The sequence below is a fragment of the Geobacter psychrophilus genome, from assembly GCF_056821595.1.
On sequence record NZ_JBXDTU010000004.1, the window covers coordinates 1,588,278 to 1,607,154 of the forward strand.

The following is an 18,877-nucleotide window of genomic DNA, read 5'->3' on the forward strand; positions in this document are numbered from 1 at the left end:
GAGTGTCAGGAAAAATTCAGCCACCGCCGCCTTCATCCTTCCGTCTTCAGCGCCGGCCGCTGCCGCGGCCATGATCGTGTCGCAGAATACCGAACCAGACGAACAACGTGCCGAGCCCTCCGGCCATAACCAGTGCCTGACCGGCAGTATGATGCCAGCCGGCGTCCTGGGGAGCACCTACCAGCATGGCGCCGCCAATCACGAGCCCCGCGGAAGCGATGGCGCCAGTGAGCCGTTCCAGGTTGCGGCTGACACGCCCCCCCAGGGCCTCAATGGCCGGCGCCTGCAAACGGCCCAGGTTACCTTCGGCAATACGCCGCAGGACACGACGCGTGTCGCCGGGCGCATCCGTCAGCAAGCGTTCCATTTCACGGGCCAGCTTGCCGGTCTTTTCCTTGATCCGCTCCAGCGAAAAGTGCTTCTCGGTCAGGCGCCCGATCTCTTCCCGAAATGATTTCAGATAGTCATGCTCCGGGTCCAGTTCACGGATCATGGATTCCAGGATAACGAACGTGCGCGTCAGCAGGAAGAATTCGCCGGGATTATGGACCCCGTGCCGGCTTCCGGCACGCAGCAGCGAATCGAACGAATCCCCGATGGAGACCTCTGCCAGGTCGCTGCGGTGGATGTCATAGAGCACCGCCTTGATATCCAGCAGCAGTGCTGCCCGGATGACCTTCTCGCTGCCGTGCGGCGTCATTTCCAGATAGGCCTCGGTGGCGGCCCGCGCATCACCTTTGACGACCGCTTCCAGCAGCAGGGTCAATGATGTGCGCATGGCCTCGTCAAGCTCGCCGGTCATTCCGAAATCGAGCAGGGAAAGCCGGCCGTCGGGCAGAACCAGCACATTGCCGGGATGCGGGTCGGCGTGGAACAGCCCTTCTTCGAAGATCGTCTGCAGCGTCAGCCGCACCAGGGTGTTAATCAAACGCGGCATCTCTTCAGGATGCTGAATGGCATACAGGTCCACCCGCTCGCCGTCCGAAAACTCCATCGTGAGCACGTTTTCACTCGAACACTCCGCCACGACATCCGGAATCCAGAGATCGGGGATATCGGTCAGAGCGGCGCGAAAGAGCAGGATGGAACGGGCCTCGTGATTGAAATCGGTTTCCCTGTTCAGGCTGTCGGCAAATTCACTCACCAGAACAGGGAGGTCAAGTGCGCGCAGACGAGGCGAGAGGTTTTCCCCCAGCGATACCAGGTAGGTCAGTGCCGCGATATCCGTGGAGATCATTTCTTCCAGATCGGGCCGCTGCACCTTGACGGCCACGTGACGCCCGTCCCGCAGCGTAGCCTCATGCACCTGGGCAATGGTGGCGGCGGCTATCGGCGCCTCATTGAAAGAGGCGAACAACTCCTCAAGCGGAGCGCCCAGCTCGATTTCAACTGTTTCGCGCACGGCGTCGAACCCCAGCGCCGGCAACTGGTCGTGCAGCGACTCCAGCTCCTTGATGTAGGCATCCGGCAGCAGATCACGCCGCATGGCAAGCACCTGACCGAACTTGAGAAAGGTCAGCCCCAGTTCCTCGAAGGTTTCCCGCACCTTTGTGGGCGGCGGCCAATGTTTCTTGCCGCGCAGGGCACCCAGGAACTTGTGGCGGGCCAGCACGCGCAGTATCTGCAACAGGCGCGGCGCTGCTTTCAGCAGGCTGCTTTTCTCCGGGTCGATCAGTACCGCCATACATCCTCCAACCAGCCGGTTTTTCTGTCCATCAGCCCACTTGAATCCAGTCCGGCAGTTCGCGGGTCAATCATATTTTCTGCCGCAGGGCGTATGTTCAAGCGGACAAAGACACAGCGAGCATATTCCAGCCTGATATACTATTAATACTACTCTCCTTTTGTCAGGAATGCGCTCCTTTTGTATTTCGTGCATCTGCAGGGAATCACGGCAGGGCCAGAGTGAAGGATCTGCTCAATACGACACCATCACTACGATTCCCGAAACAACTCCGGGAACTGCATCTATTTCTTGAGCTGGTGACGATTGGAGCGTACGATGAGTTCGCGCAGGCGTACAGCGGTACCAGGCGGGCTGTCCGGAAGTCTGTTGCGGCAGTGCCAACGGAGTGTACATGAATATTCTGACCTTGAGCTGCTGGAGCCATTCAATAAAATATCATCTCTTCTCTTGGGGAGGACAGTCGCTGCTGGCGGCAGGACGGGTCAAGCGGGTCGGACTCGGCGGAGCCTCCATCAGCCTGAAGGTGTCGGGGCTGGCGCAGGATATCCAGGCAGTGGAATATGTCGATCACCGGGGTGCCATACAGCTGATCCTGGAAACACTGGCCGACCCCCGGCAGGGTGTCAGTGACGAAGCGCAACGGATTGCGGCTGTCGGCCACCGGGTGGCCCATGGCGGAGAATCATTTCAGCACTCCATGGTCATTGATGGTCAGGTGTTTGAGACCATCCGGCAACTCCGGCAGCTGGCGCCGCTCCATAATGCCGCCAACCTGGCCGGGATTGCAGCTGCGATGGATCTGCTTCCGAACATCCCCCAGGTGGCCATATTCGACACCACCTTCCACGTCACAATCCCGGAATGTGCCTACATCTATCCCGTGCCCTACGAGTGGTACACAAAGTACGGTGTGCGCCGCTACGGTTTTCACGGACCGTCACACATCTATCTGTCAAGACGGGCCGCCTGCCTGCTCGGCAAGCCGGCCGATGCCTGCAATCTGATCACCATCCATATCGACAAGGGTGTGTCGCTGTGCGCCATCCGGAACGGGATCTCTGTTGATACCAGCATGGGACTGACCCCTCTCGAGGGAGCGGTCATGGAAACGCGCTGCGGCGATATCGACGCCGGCATACTGCCCTACATGATGCAGAAACTGAATCTTTCAGGACTGGAAATGGAACAGGTCCTGAATCAGAAATGCGGAATTCTGGGCATCACCGGATGGAATACGGAACGCAGGCATATTCTGGAGGCGGCCATTGCAGGGAATTCGAAATGCAGGCTGGCCCTGGAGATTGAAGCCTACCGCCTGAAAAAATACATCGGCGCGTATCTGGCAGTCGTGGGACCGCTGGATGCCGTGGTCTTCACAACCGGCTCCGGCGAAGGAGAGTGGTTTGTGCGGGAGCTGGTCCTGGAAGGTCTGGAATGTTTCGGTATACTACCCGACTGCGCTAAAAACCGGGCCGTCCGCCCGGACCGGAAAGAAGCGCTCATTTCCAGCGGGAACTCAACAATCAGGCTCTATGTCATTCCGACCAATGAGGAGCTTGTCTTCGCCGAGGATGTGACCGCCATACTCTCCGCCAACAACAGCAACCATCGGCAGTATGAGTATTCGTTTGCCTGCAGCGGTTTCGTTCCCCCGCAGTATGAGGAATAGTCGTTTTTTTCGGCTGCAATCACAATGCTTTTTGCTGATCATTAAAGTTGTGGTATGTTCCTGAAAATTACAACTGGGGGAGCGACATGAGATTTATTCTGCGTTCAATCATTCTCAGCAGCGTTATTTTCGCCCTGTGCAGCCCGTTTCCCTCCCCGGCACAGGCGTCACAGCAGAAGATCCTGATCGGCATCCTGCCGGAAATGAACGTCTTCAAGCAAAAACAGCGCTTCAAGCTGCTTGGCGAGCATCTTTCAAAAAAGACCGGCCTGCAGGTGGAGTTCACGATCCTGAGCCGCTATGGCAATATTGTCGAGCGCTTCTCCACCGAAAAGATGGACGGCGCCTTTTTCGGCTCCTTTACCGGCGCCCTGGCCATCAAGAAACTGGGCGTTGTCCCGCTGGTTCGCCCGGTGAACCTTGACGGCACATCCACCTACCATGGGTTCCTGTTTGTGAGAAAGGACGGCGGCATCAGGAAAGCAGCTGATATGAAGAACAAAAGAATGGCCTTTGTCGATAAGGCCACGACCGCCGGATACCTTTTTCCGCTGGCCTATCTGAAGGAAAACGGCATAAAGGATCCGGAACATTTTTTCCGTGAAACACTGTATACCGGGAGCCACGATGCAGCGATCAATGCGGTACTCAACCGACAGGCGGATGTGGGCGCGGCCAAGCACAGCATATATGAGAGGGTGCGGGAACTGGACCCGCGGGTGGATCGTGAGCTGCTGATTCTTGCGGAATCGCCCCGCGTACCGTCGAACGGACTCCTGGTCAGAAGCAGCCTGCCGGAAGCAATCAAGAGCAAACTGAAGTCGGTGCTGCTGGGTTTGCACGCCGACCCTGACGGGAAGGTGGTTCTGATGCAGTTCGGAGCATTAAAGTTCATTGAAACCACCGCCAGCGACTATCTGCCTGTCTTCGAGATGTCCAAAAAAAGCGGGATCGATGTTATGTCCTATAACTACAATAACAAATAGCCAATGGATGCTTGGGCAAGAATCCGTATGCAGCCCCCTGCCGGGATGTGTTTCGAGAAGGTGGCCGAATAAATGAAGCGAAAAATAATGTTGTCATTTCTCATGATCTTTCTGATCTCTTCGCTGGGAGCAGTGTTTGCCTATCTGCACGTCAAAAACACGAACGACATGCTCAGCCGTCTCATCAAACTTCACCAGATCGAAAACCTCCGGCAGCAGCTGCTCAGGTCGATCCAGACCGTGCAGTCAGACCTGTATACCGTCAATACCGAACTCGGCAACAAACTGGATTACATCATCGAGAATGTTGCGAATCTCGAACAGGCCGCCCAGAACTGCACCTCCTGCCACCATGCCCCGGAAATCACCCGCCAGATCAGCGAGCTGCAGACCATTATCGGTGACTACCAGGAATCCTTAAGCTACTACATAACCGCCTCCGCCAACAAGGAGCAGATCAACAGAAACAAACTGGAAGCAGCCCGTATCGGCAACAAGCTCCTCGTCAAAACCGAGGACATGTCCATGCAGGCCAGTACCAGGCTCAAAAGCGTGACAATGGAAGCGATGCAGAAGGTGCAGAGGGTCACGGCAATTCTTGTCGCAACCATGCTGCTGGCACTGCTGCTCGGCATCATCGTCGCCCTGTACCTGACCAAGGCCATTACCCGGCCGATTGATGCACTGCTCGAAGCCACGCGGATGATTACGTCGGGGAAGCTCGGGTATACGTTCGACTATAGCGACAAAACCGAGTTTGCTGAACTGGCTTCGCATTTCAATGATATGAGCAAATCGCTGCATAACGGTTATGCCAAACTTGAGATGGAGATCATAGAACACAAAAAGTCCGAGGAAGCACTCCGGGAAAGTGAGGAGCGCTACGCCCTGTCGGCCCAGGGCGCGAATGACGGCCTGTGGGACTGGGATTTGCGGAATGCGGTCATCTTTTACTCCAGTCGCTGGAAATCCATGCTCGGCTATGCTGATGATGAAATCGGCAATCAGCCGGAGGAGTGGCTCGGGCGGGTCCATCCCGATGACCGCCCCGAATTGGAAGCCAGGATCGCCGCCCATATCAGCGAACGCAACCCTCATCTGGAGGGGGAGTTCCGCATCAGGCACAAGGACGGGACATACCGCTGGATGCTGACCCGCGGGCTGGCTGTCAGGAGCGAGTCCGGGCAGGCCTATCGCATGGCCGGATCCCAGACTGACATTACGGCGGGTAAAACGGCCACAGAGCAGCTGGTGTATAACGCCTTCCACGATGCCCTGACAAACCTGCCGAACCGCTCCCTGTTCATGGATCGCCTGCAGCAGGTGATCAGCACATCCTCACGACGCGGCAAACCGCTCTATGCCGTTCTTTTTCTTGATATTGACCGTTTCAAAACCATCAATGACAGTCTTGGCCACCTGGTTGGGGACAAACTGCTCGTTGCGACCGGCTTCAAGCTGACTGAGTGCATCCGACCGGGGGATACGGTCGCCCGGCTGGGCGGAGACGAGTTTTCGATCCTGCTGAAGGACATCAGCGGACTGAAGGACGCCGTCGAGGTCGCCGACCGGATCCATCTCAAGCTGTCAATCCCCTGCATGATCGATGATCACGAGATCTATGCGTCCGCCTCTATCGGGATTGCACTGGGTTCGGATCTCTATGATCAGGCAGAGCAACTGCTGCGGGATGCCGACATTGCCATGTATGAGGCCAAGAAACGGGGCAGCGCCTGCTCGGAAATCTTCGATGCCCGACTGCATGCCAGCGTCCTCGACCGGATCAGGCTCGAATCAGAATTGCATGCAGTGCTGGATCATGACGAGCTGACCCTGGTCTATCAGCCCATTATTGATCTCAACTCACATAAGCTGGTCGGCTTCGAGGCGCTTGTGCGCTGGAATCATCCGACACGGGGTCTGGTCTATCCCGCCGAGTTCATCCCTCTGGCCGAGGAAACCGGACTGATCATCAGGATCGGCGAATGGATCCTGCGGGAGGCCTGCCGTGAGCTGGGGGTGCTGCAAAACCGTTTCCCTTCTCAGCCGCCGCTGAGGATGAGCATCAATATCTCGGGCAAACAGTTTGCCCAGGAGAATCTGGCCGATCTGGTGGCCGGGATTATTCAGGAATCAGGGGTTGTGCCAAACAGCTTGGCAATCGAGATAACCGAAAGCATGCTGATGGAAAATCTGGATGTGGCCATCGAAACATTGAACCGGCTCCGCGCCATGGGGGTGCACATCCACATTGACGACTTCGGCACCGGCTATTCGTCGCTCAGTTATCTGCACAGCCTCCCGATCGACGCGCTCAAGATCGACCGCACCTTCATACACAACCTGACCGCCAAGGGCGAAAATGCAGAGATCATCCTGTCGATCATGTCCCTGGCCAAAAGCCTGCATTTTGATGTCATTGCCGAGGGCGTAGAACTGGACCACCAGCTGCAGCAGATGAAAGGCATGGAATGCCGGCTCGGCCAGGGATTTCTGATCTCACGACCGATGGAACCGGCCGCAATCGACGCCTGGATACAGGCGGAGGAGTTCAAGGGCAGGCATCAGTAACAGCAAGGCCCGCGAGTTGCGGGCCTTGTGTTTTCTCTCAGAAGATGCGCACGAATCAATTGCGCCTTATTTCTTCGTTTCCTTGCCATCAATCAGCGTGATAACGCCATCCGTTACATCCTGAGTATCAACACCGCCCCCCAGATACAGCAACTCCCTCTTGATGATCACAAGTGCCAGCCCTTTTGCTTTACCCAGCTCGGCGCTGGCTTGCTCAATCGCCTTAAACATCCGGTCGCTGAATTCTTCCTGTTTGACCTGGAGTTCCTTTTCGGCATTCAGACCAAATTTCTGGAATTCCTCGACCTTTTTCTGAAACTCTTTGGCCTTGGCCTCCCGTTGCTGGGCAGTCAGCGTTTTCAGTTTTGCCTCAATGGCGGCCTGCTGCTTCTCCAGGGATTTCCGTTTGGACTCGATCTGGCCCTGCAGTTTTTTCTTCAGCGCTTCAATCTGGGATTTTCCGGCTTTTCCGGTCTCCGATTCAGCAGCGATCCGGGCAATATCCACATGACCCAGGCGCATGGATTGCTGGGCAGGAGCAGCTTCCGATGTTTTTTGGGCAGGTGCCGGTAGTGCTTGAGGAGCAACCGGCAGTGGAGCCGGTTTGTCGGACGTGGTGTCGGCTGCATCGGCAAAGGCGGACAGAGAGCACACCAGCAGGGTGAGCAGGATCATTCGTACGGGTTGTTTCATTGGCTATAACCTCTCTGGTTTATATTCCTGACGGCGGGTATACGTCTGAGATTAAAGATAGTGTGTTTCCGGGTCTGAAACAAGGCTTCATTTTTGTGCACCCTTTTTTTTGGCGGCAAAGGGCGGGGAAAAATAAAACAGCTTGACTTTATCCGCTTGATTTTTCTAAACTGTCTAACAATTGTAAAAGCCGTGAAGAGGAGTAGTAATTGTTTCGGGCTTTCCAGAGAGCCGGTGGGTGGTGTGAACCGGTAAGCACGGATGATGAACTCGCCTTGGAGCTGTTCCGGTGAATGAATGTAGCCGGGTCCGTTTACCCACGTTACGGGAGCACGAGGCCGATCGGGAAATCTCCCGATCGGTGAATCGGGGTGGTACCACGGAAGCGTTCAGCCTTCGTCCCTTTTGGGGCGAAGGCTTTTTCATTTTCAGGGCTGTAATTTCCCGGATATCCGGCATACTCAGGAACATCATCGAGCAGTACACGAAAGGAGTGCACAGCACATGGCAAAGGCACCGGCAAAGAAGAAGGACGACAAGCAGATCATCACGATTTTCGACACAACCCTGCGGGACGGCGAGCAGGCCCCCGGCAACAGCATGAACATCGAGGAAAAACTGCGGATTGCCAAACAGCTGCAGAAGATGAACGTCGATGTGATCGAGGCCGGCTTTCCGATCGCTTCCGATGGCGATTTTGAAGCCGTCAAGCTGGTGGCGCAAACCATCAAGGGACCGCAGATCGCCGGTCTGTGCCGCTCCAGCGAAAAGGATATCGACCGGGCCTGGGAGGCCTTGAAATATGCCGGCGAGAAGGGACGCATCCACACCTTCATCGCCACCTCCGATATCCATATGAAATACAAGCTGCAGATGGAGCCGGCCAAGGTGCTGGCCTCGGCGGTCAAGGCGGTCAAGCGCGCGGCTTCCTATACCCCCAATGTGGAATTTTCCTGCGAGGATGCCGTCCGTACCCGTCTGCCGTTCCTGGCCGAGGTGGTCGAAGCGGTCATCGCTGCCGGCGCCACTACGGTCAATATCCCGGACACGGTCGGCTACACGATCCCCTTTGAGTACTTCAACATCATCAAGTACCTGAAGGACAATGTCCCCAATATCGACAAGGCCATCATCTCGGTCCACTGCCACAACGACCTGGGACTGTCGGTTGCAAACTCGATCGCCGCCATCCAGGCCGGAGCACGCCAGGTGGAATGCACCATCAACGGTATCGGCGAGCGGGCCGGCAACTGTTCCCTGGAAGAGTTTGTCATGATCCTCAAGACGCGCGGCGACATCCTGCCGTTTTACACCAACGTTGCCACGGAACAGCTGACCCCCTCCAGCCGCCTGCTTTCCACCATCACCGGCATCGGGGTGCAGCCCAACAAGTCCGTAGTCGGCGCCAATGCCTTTGCCCACGAGGCCGGCATCCATCAGCACGGCATGCTGATGGAAAAGTCCACCTACGAAATCATGACACCTGAGTCGGTAGGACTTGCGGCCAGCGCCCTGGTGCTGGGCAAGCACTCCGGCCGCCATGCCTTCAAGAAGCGGCTGGAGGAGTTGGGCCATGACCTGGATGATGAGAAGATCAACCGGGCCTTTGACCGCTTCAAGACCCTGGCCGACCTGAAGAAAGAGGTTTTTGACGAGGACCTGGACGCGATTGTTGCCGACGAATCCCGTGAGGACCTGAAATACAAACTGGGACACATCACCGTGACCTGCGGATCCTTTGCCGTGGCCACCGCTACGGTTCAGCTGGAGATCAACGGCGCACCGGTCCGTACCGCCGAGCTGGGCGATGGTCCGGTTGATGCCACCCTCAAGGCCATCAAGAAACTGACCAAGACCAAGGCCAAGCTGCTGCAGTACAATGTCGGCTCCATCACCGGCGGCACCGACGCCCTGGGCGAGGTTACCGTACGGGTGTCCGAGGGCAATCACATCGTGGTCGGCAAAGGTTCTTCCACCGACATCATCGAGGCCTCGGCCAAGGCCTACGTCCATGCCCTCAACCGGCTCAACCTCAAGCAGAAGCGGGTCACCGAAGGGGTATAGTCACTTCACATAACCGTTCAAAACCTGTAAAGCGGCATCCGGGACACATTGGGACCGGATGCCGCTTTTTATTTCGATTGCTGCTGATTCCTAAAACCTTGCAATTATAAGGTCTCACAGATAAAGTAATCCTTTAATTTCAAAGAAATGTGAGCTGAAATGACGTCTAAGGAATTTAAACCCGAACTGTTGGCCCCGGCCGGGTCGCTGGAATCGTTCTTTGCCGCCATGGAAATGGGCGCCGATGCGGTCTATGCCGGACTGCGGGAGTTCTCCGCCCGGGCCCGCGCCAAGAATCTGACCCTGGGCCAGATGGAGCGGATGCTGGGGTATGCCCATGGCCTGGACCGCAAGATCTACATCACCCTCAATACCCTGGTCAAAGAGCAGGAACTGCCGCTGCTGGTGGATACCCTGGCGGCACTGGAGGCCATGCGGGTCGACGGTGTTATCGTGCAGGATCTGGCCGTGGCGCGACTGGTCCGCAACCACTTCCCCTCTATTCCGCTGCACGCCTCGACCCAGATGACGATCCATAATACGGCCGGGGTGCGGATGCTCCAGAAGCTCGGTTTTTCGCGGGCGGTACTGGCCCGCGAACTGGCCATCGATGAAATCGCCGTTATCGCCGAGGCCACACCGGTAGAGATTGAAACCTTTGTCCATGGGGCGCTCTGTTTCTCCATCTCCGGCCAGTGTTTCTTCTCCTCCTATCTGGGCGGCCACAGCGGCAACCGCGGGCGTTGCGCCCAGCCCTGCCGCCGGCTGTACGATCATCGCGGCAAGCAGGGGCATTTCTTTTCCACCAGCGATCTCTCGGCCATCGATATGCTGCCGGAACTGATACAAGCCGGGGTGAAATCGCTCAAGATCGAAGGGCGCATGAAATCGGCTGAATACGTGGCCAGTGTGGTGGAGGCCTACCGGCTGGTGCTGGACGCTCCTGAAAACTCCCGCAAAGAGGCCCTGGCAAACGCCAAGGAGATCCTGAAATTCTCCTTCGGACGCACGCCGACCAAAGGATTTCTGGCCTCCCAGCAGCCCGATGATATTGCCAACCCCTGGCAGAAGGGGGGCACCGGACGTTTTGTCGGCCAGATCAAAGCTATCCGCGGCAAGCGCCTGACCTTCGAAACCCGCGATGCCCTGTTTGTAGGCGACCGCCTGCGGGCCCAGCCCAAAACCGACATGGCCGGCCAGGCCTGGACCGTGCGCGAGATCTTCGTCAGCAACAAGAAAACCATGGAAGCCCGGGCAGGCAGCACAGTAGAGGTGGAGACCCCCTTCCGCTTTGAGGTCGGCGATTCGATCTACAAGGTGTCATCCAGGGAAGCCTTCACCCTCAGCGAAAACGCCTGCCTGCGGCGGCTGGAATCGGCCCGGGGATACAAACTGCCCTGCCGGCTGCAGGTTCGTCTGGAGGAAAGCACGCTCCATATCCAAGCCGACGTGGCCGGCGCGCAGCACGGATTCAGCTACCCGCTGGGCGCGCTGGAAGCGGCCCGCAGCAGCGACATGACCGGGGTTCTCAGCAGCCAGTTCGCCAAAACCGGAGACACCCGCTTCAGCCTGGAAGCGCTGGAGGCCCCGGATTTTCCCCCGGTGTTGATACCTTCGGGCGTTTTCAAGGAGCTGCGCCGCCAGTTCTACCGCTATCTGGAGGATGCCGTAACAAGTGCAGCCCGCGAACGGAGCGCTGCGGCCCGCAGCCAGGCGCTTCGCGATGTGCAGTCCATCCAGACGGCTGCCGCCCGTCCTGCTGCCAGAGAGAGCCTGGCCGTGGTCATGGACCTGCCCCGCGACTGGCGTTTTCCCCTGCAGCAGGGTGCCGACATTACGATCCTGCCGCTGTCCAAGGCTGCCATCCATCAGCTTCCCTCCGCTGTGCCCCGCATGCGCGGCTTCGAACAACAGGTGGTCTGGCAGCTGCCGTTCATAATCTTCGACCGCGACATCCCGCTCTACCAGGATACGCTGCGCCAGCTGCACGGGGCCGGATTCCGCCACTTCGAGGCGGCCAACCTTTCCCATTTCGAGCTGCTGCGCGGCCTGGAACAGATCCACATCTCGACCTGGCATCGCTGCTTTTCGCTCAACTCCCAGGCCCTGATCGCCTGGCAGGAGCTGGGTGCCGAAAGCGCTACGCTGTATATCGAGGATGATGCCGTCAACCTGGCGGCCCTGCTGGCTGCGAATACCACCATCGAACGCCGGATCATTGCATACGCCCCACTGCCGGTCATGACCACCAAGATCCGCATCAAGGACGTGCACAGCAACATTCCGCTTCACTCGGACCGGGGTGAGGCCTATACTGTCACGACCCGTGACGGCCTGCAGACGATCTCTGCTGCGACGCCCTTCTGCCTGACGGCCCGACACAATGAATTGCGCAGCAAGGGGTGCAGCTCCTTCCTGATCGATCTGCGACAGGCACCGCGGGATGCATGGAGCAACATCATGGCCGCGTTCAAGAGCGGACGGGAGATCCCCGGCACAACCGAATTCAACTACCCTGCGGAGCTGGTGTAGATGAGGCTCCTGCTGGCCGCCCTGGCCCTGATCCTGCTGGCCGTTGCAGACGGGTATGCGGCCCGGACCATTGAAGGTGTCGTGCGGGCGGTCTACGATGGTGACACGATCCTGCTGGCCACCCGCGAGGAGAGTCGTCTCAAGGTTCGCCTGTATGGCATCGATGCCCCCGAAACCGCCAAGCCCGACAGGCCGGGGCAACCATTCGGAGCGATCGCCAAACGGACGCTGATGTACAAGATCATGGGGCGGCAGGTCTCGGCCGAGATCATTGACATCGATCAGTACAAGCGTGCCGTGGCGGTCATTCGCTACAACGGGCGGGATATCAATCGCGAGATGACGGCCGAAGGCATGGCCTGGGCCTACCGCCAGTATCTGCAGGGACCGTATGCATCGGAATACATCGGTGCCGAGAGCCGGGCCCGTTCCCGGCGGGCCGGACTCTGGCGCGACCCCAACCCCCGGCCACCCTGGGAATTTCGACAGGCCGGCAAGCGCGGCCCGCACACCGGCCGGCAGCAGTGGTAACCAGCAGCAAACACGGCATAAATTGCAAATCCGGCCAAGTCGGGGTATAACCTAATCCACAGGTTTTTCTGCGGGCCTGGATATTCGGGATTACTTCGTTACCAATAAATTATTGCAGCACCATGTTCAAGGTCCCATGCCACGTACCGTTACCATCATAAACTGCCTGCTGGGGATTGCCATAATCGCACTGCTGGCCGCCATCGCCGCCAGCGGGCTTTCCCGCAAACTGGACCTGTCACAGCCTCCACCGGGGGGCAGGAGTGTTGCGCCCCCCCCCGGCGCCAGTAAGACGGAGGATCTGCTCTTTTACTCCCCGATCCTCAGCACCGGCCTGTTCGGCAAGGCAACCCAGGGACAGCTCTCGCCGATCGTGAATGCCGCCACGTCAACAGCGGCGGCTCCGGCCACGGCACCGACCGAACTGCTGCTGCTCGGCACAGCCACCGGATCGTTTCGTGAAACATTCGCCCTGGTCCGCCATACAGCCAAGCAGGAGGAACGGGTCTTCCGCCTGGGTGATATGGTCTTTGACGCCGGAAGGCTGGTGCAGGTGACCCGTGAACAGGCCTACATCGTGGTGAACGGGAAAAAGGTTGAATTGCTGACCCCCATGATGCCATCGGCTGCGTCTTCCGGCCAGGCTCAACAACCCTCCACGAGGCCGGCGGGGGGTGTTGCAGCCACGGGAGCGGGAAGTTACGTCATCGATCAGCGCGCCCTGAACGCGGCCCTTGACAACATCGGCCAGGCCATGACCGATGCACGCCTGCTGCCCAGCCAGAAAGACGGCAAGGTGGAGGGTTTTAAAGCCTCGGAGGTCAAGCCCAATGGCGTGTTTGCCATGGTGGGCATAAAAAACGGCGATGTGCTGCAGCGCCTGAATGATTTCCCGATAGATTCCCCTGACAAGGCGCTGCAGTCGTTCATCGCCCTCAAGGGGCAGAGCCGGCTCAAACTGGACATGATCCGGGACGGCCGGCCGGTAACCTTTAATTACGACATTCGCTGAAGTGGAGGCGCACTTGACACGATACCTGCGACACATCTTTATAACACTGCTCCTGATGGGAACCATTTTCAGCTCCTCGGCCCTGGCCGCCGGCAAGGGGGTCGTGCTCAACTTCAATGAGGTGGATATTTCCACCATGGTGAAGTTCATCAGCGACCTGACCGGCAGGAATTTCGTACTGGACGACCGGGTCAAGGGCAAGATCTCGGTCTACTCCCCCTCCAAGCTCTCCACGGAAGAGGCCTACAATGTGTTCGTCTCGGTGCTGGAGCTGAAAGGCTTCAGGGTGGTGCAGAGCGGCAAGGTCGGCAAAATCGTCCCCTCGGCCAGCGCCAAGCAGGAGGGCTTTACCCTGCTCCCTGCCGGCCAGCAGGCACCCATCAACGAGAATTACGTCGCCCAGGTCAACAAGCTGGAAAACATAACCGCCCAGGAGGCACTGACGTTCCTGCAGCCGATGATCTCCAAGGACGGTCACATTTCGGCCTTCGGCCCCGGCAATCTGCTGCTGATGGTGGATTCGTCCCTCAATATCCGCAAGCTGCAGGGCATCCTGCAGTCCATCGACAGCGAGCGCACCCGTGAAGGGCTTGAGATCATCTACCTGAAATACGCCTCGGCCGAAAGTGCCGCTGCCACGGTCAAACAGTGGCTCTCCGGCAGCGACTCCAAGCAGGCCGCACAGCCGGCAGCTGCCGGGGGCAGCGCCACCGGAAGCGTGATTGCCGACGTGCGCCTGAACGCCCTGCTGGTCTTCGGCAATAACAATATCAAGACGGCGGTGCGGGAACTGGTGGCAAAACTGGATGTGCAGCCGCCCGAGGCCAGCAGCAAGGTCAATGTCTATTACCTGGAAAACACCGATGCCACCGAGATAGCCAAGGTGCTGGAGGGTGTCGTCAAGGGCATCACCGCCCAGGCAGCCGCGGGACAGCCGGGTGCCGCCGCAGCGCAGACATCGCCCTTTGAAAGCGGCAAGGTCACCGTCACTGCCGATAAAGGCTCCAATTCCCTCGTAATCATGGCCTCTCCCACCGACTATAACAACCTGATCCAGGTGATCAAAAAACTGGACCGCCGCAGCAAACAGGTCTTTGTGCAGGTGCTGATTGCAGAGGTTTCCCTGGACAAGTCACGGGAACTGGGCCTGCAGGGTGGTGTTATCGGCGCCGGGGTACTCAACAAGTATCTGACAGTGGCCGGCCTGTACGACCCGTTCGGAACCCTGACCACCATTGGACAGACAATTTCGGCGAACAGTAAACTGACTCCCGACATCAAGGCGAGTCCGGTCAATATTGCCGGGGTACTCAAGGCGCTGGACAAGAATGGCCTGGTGAACATCCTCTCGACCCCCAACATCCTGACCTCAGACAATAAAGAGGCCGAGATCAATGTCGGAGAGAATGTCCCCTTCCAGGGCTCAGCCACGCAGAGCACCTTCGGCACTACTCAATCCGTTGAGCGCAAGGATATCGGCATCAACCTCAAGATCAAGCCCCAGATCAGCGAGGGCAACTATATCCGTCTTGATATCAACCAGGAAATCTCGGCAGTGAAGAATGACAAAGGGCAGGCGGTCGACCTGGTCACCACCAAACGTTCGGCCAAGACCAGCATCGTTGTCAAGGACAAGGAAACGATCGTAATCGGCGGTCTGATCCAGGAATCCGACGATGTCAATGTTCAGAAGGTGCCTTTCCTGGGAGATATTCCCGGTCTGGGGTGGCTCTTCAAGACAACCACGAAGACACGCAAGAAAACCAATCTGATGATCCTGCTGACCCCGCATATCATCAAGGAGGCCTCCGACCTGACGAAGGTGACTGACGAACAGCGGGAGAAGTTCGGCGAATCGGCCAATAAGGTCGAAGCGGTTGACGTGCAGAAGGAGATTTCGGGGAAATGAGTGACGAGCTGATTCCGGAGGAACTTGAATCACTCGCGGGGCGGTTGGGGATTGCCTGCCTTTCCTCCATCAGCGCCGGGGATGTGAATGCCGAACTGCTGACCAGGGTGCCGCTCAGTTTTGCCCGCAGCAACACCATCCTGCCGCTGGCAGAGCAGGGGAGCACGGTCCGGGTAGCCATAGCCGGTCCGGCTGCCCTGCTGGCCCTGGATGAACTGCGGCTGACCTTCGGCAAACCGGTCGAGGCGGTACTGGTCCCGGCCTCCATCCTGGCCGATGCCATCAATCACGCCTACGCCGGCATGTCAGGAACGGCCCGCGAAGTGCTGCAGGAACTGGAAGGTGAAGACCTCTCCACCATCGCCACTGAATTCAATGACCCCAAAGACCTGCTGGACCTGGGTGATGAGGCCCCGGTTATCCGCCTGCTCAACTCGATCCTGTCCGAGGCGGTCAAGGAACGCTCCAGCGATATCCACATCGAGCCCTACGAACGCGATCTGCTGGTGCGCTTCCGCATCGACGGACTGCTCTACGAAAAGCTCTCACCCCCCAAGATCATCCAGGAGGCCCTGATCTCGCGGGTCAAGATCATGGCCGGCCTGAACATCGCCGAAAAGCGCCTGCCCCAGGATGGCCGCATCCGCGTCCGTGTCGCTGGTCGCGACGTGGATATCCGCGTCTCGATCATCCCGACCTTTTACGGCGAACGTGCCGTGCTGCGTCTTTTGGACAAAAAGAAGGGCATCCTCTCCCTGACGGACATCGGCCTGGGCGAGGGGGGCGTACAGGTCATGGAGCGCATGCTGGGCCGCACCAGCGGCATCATCCTGGTGACCGGCCCCACCGGCAGCGGCAAGTCCACCACGCTGTATGCCTCGCTCAACCGGGTCAACTCCAGCGAGAAGAACATCATCACCATCGAGGACCCGATCGAGTACCAGATCAAGGGCATCGGCCAGATCCAGGTCAATCCCAAGATCGAACTGACCTTTGCCGCCGGCCTGCGCTCGATCCTGCGCCAGGACCCGGACATCATCATGGTCGGTGAGATCCGCGATACCGAGACGGCCGAGATCGCCATCCAGGCCAGCCTGACCGGGCACCTGGTGCTCTCGACCCTGCACACCAACGATGCCGCCACCGCCGTCACCCGCCTGGTGGACATGGGCATCGAGCCCTTCATGATCGCCTCCTCCCTGTCGGCCGTACTGGCCCAGCGCCTGGTGCGGGTGATCTGCCCGCACTGCCGCGAAGAGTACAAGCCGGTCGAGAGCTACGCCGGCATCACCCTGCCGGCACTATTGTATCGCGGCCGCGGCTGCGACAAATGCTTCGGGCTGGGGACGCTCGGGCGGACCGCCATCTACGAAATCATGCCGATCGACCAGGAACTCTGCTCCATGATCATCAGGCGCTCCCATGCCGGCGAGATCAAGGAATATGCCGTTTCCCGGGGCATGAAAACCCTGCGGGATGACGGCCTGGCCCGGGCGGCTGCCGGCATTACCACCATTGAAGAGGTGCTGCGCGTGACCCAGGACGATTATGCCGACGTTCCACTATAAGGCCTATAATGCCAGCGGCGCATCGGTCATGGGCACCATCGAGGCCGATTCCGAACGCCAGGCCCTGGCCCAGCTGAAAGCCAAGGGGCTGCTGCCCCGCGAGGCACGTGAGGAAGGTGCGGCAGGTTCTGCCTCAACTTCCTTTTCGTTTCAGCGCGGCGTTTCCTCGGATGACCTGTCGCTTTTCACCCGCCAACTGGCCACGCTGGTCGCCTCATCCGTGCCGTTGTACGAGGCCATGGGATCGCTGCATGAGCAGCAGGAGGCCGGCGCGCTCAAGCAGGTTCTGGGACGGGTCAGCGCCCGCATCGCCGAGGGCGCCTCCCTGTCGCGGGCCTTCGCCGCCGAACCCAAGGTGTTCGGCGAAAGTTTCGTCAGCATGGTGGCCGCCGGCGAGGCCAGCGGCGCCCTGGATGCTGTGCTGGAACGACTAGCCGACTTTCTGGAGGAGCAGGACCAGGTCCGCAGCCGCGTCAGCTCGGCTCTGGCCTATCCGATCCTGATGGTGCTGGTGGGGGGCGGCGTGATGATGTTCCTGCTGACGATGGTCATCCCCAAGATCGTCGTGATTTTTGAGGACAGCAAGGCCGCCCTGCCGCTGATCACGATCGCCCTGATCAAGCTCTCCCATTTCCTACGCGGCTGGTGGTGGATGCCGGCCGGCCTAACCATCGCCGCGGTCCCGCTCTACCGCAAGGCCATGCTGCGCGACGACCTGCGCCTGAAGCGCGACGCCCTGCTGCTGCGGCTCCCTCTGGCGGGCGGCATGCTGCAGCGCCTGATCCTGTCGCGTTTTGCCCGCGTGCTGGGACTGCTGCTGGCCAGCGGCGTGCCGATCATCCGGGCCCTGGAGATTACCTCCGAGGTGCTGGTCAACCGGGTCTACCGCAGCTTCCTGCAGGAGGTCATGGAAGAGGTCGCCCAGGGGGGCAGCCTGTCCGGCAGTCTGCGCAAGAGCCCGCTCTTCCCGCCGCTGCTGGTGCATCTGGCCGGGGTGGGCGAAAAGGGAGGCGCCCTGGAAGAGATGCTGCTCAAGGCCGGGATCGCCTATGAACGGGAATTCAACACCCGCCTGACCCGACTGATGGGGCTGATGGAGCCGCTGCTGGTGCTGGCCATGGGGGTGGCGGTCGGAATTGTCGTCATGGCGGTCCTGCTGCCGATCTTCGAAATGAATCAGCTGGTCAAATAGCCCCATGCCCCTTCCGGAGCATGGGGTTTTTGCTGGTATAGGACAATATTCTACTCAGCAACTGAGGTGAGTCCATGCTGAAAGATATGAAAGCACATACCCATCTAAAACCGGGGCAAAAGGGGACCAGACGGCTGGTAGAGCAGTTCGGGGACAAGCTCCTTTGTGTCCGCTACCGTTACGATGAGATACGGCAGGTCAGGATGAAGACGGTCGAGATCGTTGTTGATGAAAGGCCGCTCAATCCAAACCTGCAGCATCGTGACAAGGATATGGTTGCGGTAATGGTTCCGTTCGCACTGGTTACCCTACGTGACAGGTTGAAAGCAGCTGGAGGACGATGGGACCCGGATGAGAAGATTTGGCGGGTGCGGTTCGGCGCCATCCGGAATGACACCGAGCTGGTTGAGAGAATCATGAAAGTGTAAATGACGACGAATTGGGTCCTGCGTTACCTATATCA

The 18,877-nt window shown here is 58.8% G+C and carries 13 protein-coding genes and 1 other annotated feature; of the genes, 11 read left to right on the forward strand and 2 right to left on the reverse strand.

Annotation, left to right across the window (positions count from 1 at the left end):
* Positions 1-46 precede the first annotated feature (46 nt).
* Positions 47-1,684, reverse strand: a complete 1,638-nt coding sequence (locus tag ACOCF6_RS09775; protein WP_482460197.1) for an ABC1 kinase family protein — start codon at positions 1,682-1,684, stop codon at positions 47-49.
* Positions 1,685-2,078: 394 nt separating this feature from the next.
* Here ACOCF6_RS09775 and ACOCF6_RS09780 point away from each other — a divergent pair, with 394 nt between their 5' ends.
* The 3 genes from ACOCF6_RS09780 (at position 2,079) to ACOCF6_RS09790 (ending at position 6,913) form a co-directional block, all read left to right on the forward strand.
* Complete coding sequence (locus ACOCF6_RS09780; RefSeq protein ID WP_482460198.1) at positions 2,079-3,356, forward strand: acetate kinase; 1,278 nt, start codon at positions 2,079-2,081, stop codon at positions 3,354-3,356.
* Between the two features lie 86 nt (positions 3,357-3,442).
* On the forward strand, positions 3,443-4,342 hold the full coding sequence (locus ACOCF6_RS09785) for a phosphate/phosphite/phosphonate ABC transporter substrate-binding protein (RefSeq protein ID WP_482460199.1): 900 nt from the start codon (positions 3,443-3,445) through the stop codon (positions 4,340-4,342).
* Positions 4,343-4,414: 72 nt separating this feature from the next.
* A complete protein-coding gene (locus ACOCF6_RS09790; RefSeq protein ID WP_482460200.1) occupies positions 4,415-6,913 on the forward strand; it encodes an EAL domain-containing protein in 2,499 nt (832 codons plus the stop codon).
* Positions 6,914-6,979: 66 nt separating this feature from the next.
* Here the strand turns inward: ACOCF6_RS09790 and ACOCF6_RS09795 are convergent, their stop codons facing one another.
* Positions 6,980-7,606 (reverse strand): OmpH/Skp family outer membrane protein, encoded by a 627-nt coding sequence (locus tag ACOCF6_RS09795; protein ID WP_482460201.1) that lies wholly within the window; start codon positions 7,604-7,606, stop codon positions 6,980-6,982.
* Positions 7,607-7,789: 183 nt separating this feature from the next.
* Positions 7,790-8,013 (forward strand) — a binding site (T-box leader).
* 97 nt (positions 8,014-8,110) lie between these two features.
* On the opposite strand from ACOCF6_RS09795, the gene ACOCF6_RS09800 reads away from it, so the two are divergent.
* The 8 genes from ACOCF6_RS09800 to ACOCF6_RS09835 all read left to right on the forward strand — a co-directional run bounded on the left by ACOCF6_RS09800 (position 8,111) and on the right by ACOCF6_RS09835 (position 18,842).
* Positions 8,111-9,670 (forward strand): 2-isopropylmalate synthase, encoded by a 1,560-nt coding sequence (locus tag ACOCF6_RS09800; protein ID WP_482460202.1) that lies wholly within the window; start codon positions 8,111-8,113, stop codon positions 9,668-9,670.
* A 159-nt stretch (positions 9,671-9,829) separates the two neighbouring features.
* Positions 9,830-12,202 (forward strand): peptidase U32 family protein, encoded by a 2,373-nt coding sequence (locus ACOCF6_RS09805; RefSeq protein ID WP_482460203.1) that lies wholly within the window; start codon positions 9,830-9,832, stop codon positions 12,200-12,202.
* Positions 12,203-12,733 (forward strand): thermonuclease family protein, encoded by a 531-nt coding sequence (locus ACOCF6_RS09810; protein ID WP_482460204.1) that lies wholly within the window; start codon positions 12,203-12,205, stop codon positions 12,731-12,733.
* Positions 12,734-12,869: 136 nt separating this feature from the next.
* The gene (gene gspC, locus ACOCF6_RS09815) at positions 12,870-13,745 is read left to right on the forward strand and encodes a type II secretion system protein GspC (protein WP_482460205.1); all 876 of its coding nucleotides are present in this window, start codon (positions 12,870-12,872) and stop codon (positions 13,743-13,745) included.
* A gap of 13 nt (positions 13,746-13,758) precedes the next feature.
* Positions 13,759-15,654 carry a type II secretion system secretin GspD gene (gene gspD / locus ACOCF6_RS09820; protein WP_482460206.1) on the forward strand — a complete coding sequence of 632 codons (1,896 nt, stop codon included), beginning with the start codon at positions 13,759-13,761 and terminating at the stop codon, positions 15,652-15,654.
* Positions 15,651-17,222, forward strand: a complete 1,572-nt coding sequence (gene gspE, locus ACOCF6_RS09825; protein ID WP_482460207.1) for a type II secretion system ATPase GspE — start codon at positions 15,651-15,653, stop codon at positions 17,220-17,222. The genes gspD and gspE overlap by 4 nt, the downstream gene beginning before the upstream one ends.
* Positions 17,203-18,414 carry a type II secretion system inner membrane protein GspF gene (gene gspF / locus ACOCF6_RS09830; RefSeq protein ID WP_482460208.1) on the forward strand — a complete coding sequence of 404 codons (1,212 nt, stop codon included), beginning with the start codon at positions 17,203-17,205 and terminating at the stop codon, positions 18,412-18,414. Before gspE ends, gspF begins: the two co-directional genes overlap by 20 nt.
* A 74-nt stretch (positions 18,415-18,488) precedes the next feature.
* Complete coding sequence (locus tag ACOCF6_RS09835; protein ID WP_482460209.1) at positions 18,489-18,842, forward strand: hypothetical protein; 354 nt, start codon at positions 18,489-18,491, stop codon at positions 18,840-18,842.
* The last annotated feature ends 35 nt before the right edge of the window (positions 18,843-18,877 follow it).

Coding starts and splice junctions, on each gene's coding strand:
- ACOCF6_RS09775 (WP_482460197.1), bottom strand. CDS start 1,684: ATGGCGGTACTGATCGACCCGGAGAAAAGCAGCCTGCTGAAAGCAGCG.
- ACOCF6_RS09780 (WP_482460198.1), top strand. CDS start 2,079: ATGAATATTCTGACCTTGAGCTGCTGGAGCCATTCAATAAAATATCAT.
- ACOCF6_RS09785 (WP_482460199.1), top strand. CDS start 3,443: ATGAGATTTATTCTGCGTTCAATCATTCTCAGCAGCGTTATTTTCGCC.
- ACOCF6_RS09790 (WP_482460200.1), top strand. CDS start 4,415: ATGAAGCGAAAAATAATGTTGTCATTTCTCATGATCTTTCTGATCTCT.
- ACOCF6_RS09795 (WP_482460201.1), bottom strand. CDS start 7,606: ATGAAACAACCCGTACGAATGATCCTGCTCACCCTGCTGGTGTGCTCT.
- ACOCF6_RS09800 (WP_482460202.1), top strand. CDS start 8,111: ATGGCAAAGGCACCGGCAAAGAAGAAGGACGACAAGCAGATCATCACG.
- ACOCF6_RS09805 (WP_482460203.1), top strand. CDS start 9,830: ATGACGTCTAAGGAATTTAAACCCGAACTGTTGGCCCCGGCCGGGTCG.
- ACOCF6_RS09810 (WP_482460204.1), top strand. CDS start 12,203: ATGAGGCTCCTGCTGGCCGCCCTGGCCCTGATCCTGCTGGCCGTTGCA.
- gspC (WP_482460205.1), top strand. CDS start 12,870: ATGCCACGTACCGTTACCATCATAAACTGCCTGCTGGGGATTGCCATA.
- gspE (WP_482460207.1), top strand. CDS start 15,651: ATGAGTGACGAGCTGATTCCGGAGGAACTTGAATCACTCGCGGGGCGG.
- gspF (WP_482460208.1), top strand. CDS start 17,203: ATGCCGACGTTCCACTATAAGGCCTATAATGCCAGCGGCGCATCGGTC.
- ACOCF6_RS09835 (WP_482460209.1), top strand. CDS start 18,489: ATGCTGAAAGATATGAAAGCACATACCCATCTAAAACCGGGGCAAAAG.